Source organism: Halomonas sp. BM-2019 (assembly GCF_017584085.1).
In genome coordinates, this window is record NZ_CP071922.1 from 3,830,267 (window position 1) to 3,832,526 (window position 2,260).

Here is a 2,260-nt window from a genome sequence, read left to right on the forward strand (position 1 = left end):
AGCAGGCGGTCCCCCGGGGCGACATCGTCGATCAGCTGTTTATAGTCGCAGCCCACCCGCTCCGGTGTGCCCTCGTCGCTGGGCAGCGCCATATCCAGCACGAAGGGCGCGCCCTCCTCGAGGGTCACGGCACCCTCGGTGAAGCGGGCGATGCGGATCTTGGGGCCCTGCAGGTCGCCGAGGGCGGCGACGCTTCGGCCCAGGCGGTCGGCGATCGCGCGCACCCGCGCCAGGCGCTGGCGGTGGTCGTCGGGCGAGCCATGGGAGAAGTTGAGGCGCACCACGTCGACGCCGGCCGCGATCATGGCCTCCAGCACGCCCTCGCGGTCGCTGGCCGGGCCCAGGGTGGCGACGATCTTGGTACGTCGCACTGGCAATCGTGGAGAAGTTTCCATAATAGATTCCTAAATAGATAACGCTCTAATTCCTGATTTCAAGAAATAAAGCCTTTTAGCTCTAGGTCATGCTCGATCACCAGCAGGCGGTTGTACTTGGCGACCCGGTCGCTGCGGCACAGCGAGCCAGTCTTGATCTGGCCGGCACAGGTGCCCACGGCGAGATCGGCGATGGTGGTGTCCTCGGTCTCGCCGGAGCGGTGGGAGATCACCACGGTGAAGCCGGCGTCCTGGGCCATCCTGATGGCGTCCAGCGTCTCGGAGAGCGAGCCGATCTGGTTGAACTTGATCAGGATGGAGTTACCGATCTGCTCGTCGATGCCGCGCTTGAGGATCCGGGTGTTGGTGACGAACAGATCGTCGCCGACCAGCTGCACCCTGTCGCCGAGCTTGTCAGTCAGCGCCTTCCAGCCGTCCCAGTCGGACTCGTCCATGCCGTCCTCGATGGAGACGATGGGGTACGCCTCGCACAGCTCGGCCAGGTAGTCGACGAAGCCCGCGGCGTCATAGCGCTTGCCCTCGCCTGACAGGTTGTACTGGCCATCCTGGTAGAACTCGGAGGAGGCGCAGTCCAGCGCCAGGGTCACATCGCGGCCCAGGGCGTAGCCGGCGTCTTCCACCGCCTGCTGGATCACCGCCAGCGCCTCGGCGTTGGACTCGAGGTTCGGCGCGAAGCCACCCTCGTCGCCCACCGCGGTGGAGAGGCCGCGGGCGCTGAGCACCTTCTTCAGGGCGTGGAAGATCTCGGCGCCCATGCGCAGGCCTTCGCGGAAGTTGGGCGCGCCCACGGGCTGCACCATGAACTCCTGGATGTCGACGTTGTTGTCGGCATGCTCGCCGCCGTTGAGGATGTTCATCATCGGCACCGGCATGCTGTACTGGCCCGGCTGGCCGTAGAGCTCGGCGATATGGGCGTAGAGCGGCATGCCCTTGGCGTCGGCCGCGGCCTTGGCGGCGGCCAGCGACACGGCCAGGATGGCGTTGGCGCCAAGCTTGGCCTTGTTGTCGGTGCCGTCGAGCGCCAGCATGGCGTCATCCAGGCCGCGCTGATCGCGGGCATCCATGCCTATCAGCCGCTCACGGATAGCGCCGTTGACGGCCGCGACGGCCTTCAGCACGCCCTTGCCCAGGTAGCGGCTCTTGTCGCCGTCGCGCAGCTCCAGGGCCTCGCGGGAGCCGGTGGAGGCGCCGCTGGGCGCACAGGCCACCCCCACGGCACCGCTCTCCAGACGCACCTCGGCCTGGACGGTGGGGTTGCCGCGGGAATCGAGCACCTCGAGGGCGTGGATTTCGACAATCTTGGTCATAGGGCGTTTCCCTTGTCGTATCAGCAGATGGTTGGTAAAGGGCGGTCAAATCAAGGCCTTGGGCTTGGCCTTCAGGGCGGCGGCCTGCCAGGCGAAGACCAGGCCACCGAGCCCGAGGCCGATCAGGTCGGTCATCCAGCCGCCGGCGATCATGGAGAGCGCCGCGGTCAACAGCAGCACGCGCTGCACCGGGTTGACGCCGCCGTTGAGGAACCAGGCCTGGACGGCCGAGGCCAGCAGGTAGATGCCCACCGCGGCGGTGATCGCCACGCGCAGGATCTGCATCCAGGTGCCGTCCATCAGCAGCGCCGGGCTGTAGAAGAACATGAAGGGCACGATGAAGGCGGCCAGGCCGAACTTGAAGGAGGTCATGGCCGTCTTCAGCGGGTCGGTGCCGGCGATCGCCGCCGCGGCGTAGCCGGCCAGGGCCACCGGCGGGGTGATCGCCGAGAGCACCGCGTAGTAGAACACGAAGAAGTGCGCCACCAGCGGCGGGATGCCGATCTGCTGCAGGCCGGGGGCGACCACCGAGGCGGCCACCGCATAGGCCGCGGTGGT

General features: G+C 67.3%; 3 protein-coding genes. All 3 read right to left on the minus strand.

Annotated elements, in window-relative coordinates; genetic code table 11:
• On the minus strand, positions 1-395 hold a 395-nt coding region (locus tag J5F18_RS18980), incomplete at its 3' end, for a pyruvate kinase (RefSeq protein ID WP_346300075.1).
• A 38-nt stretch (positions 396-433) separates the two neighbouring features.
• The gene (eno, locus tag J5F18_RS18985) at positions 434-1,702 is read right to left on the minus strand and encodes a phosphopyruvate hydratase (RefSeq protein WP_346300076.1); all 1,269 of its coding nucleotides are present in this window, start codon (positions 1,700-1,702) and stop codon (positions 434-436) included.
• Positions 1,703-1,747: 45 nt separating this feature from the next.
• A partial coding sequence (locus tag J5F18_RS18990) for a TRAP transporter large permease subunit (protein WP_346300077.1) occupies positions 1,748-2,260 on the minus strand: 513 nt, incomplete at its 5' end.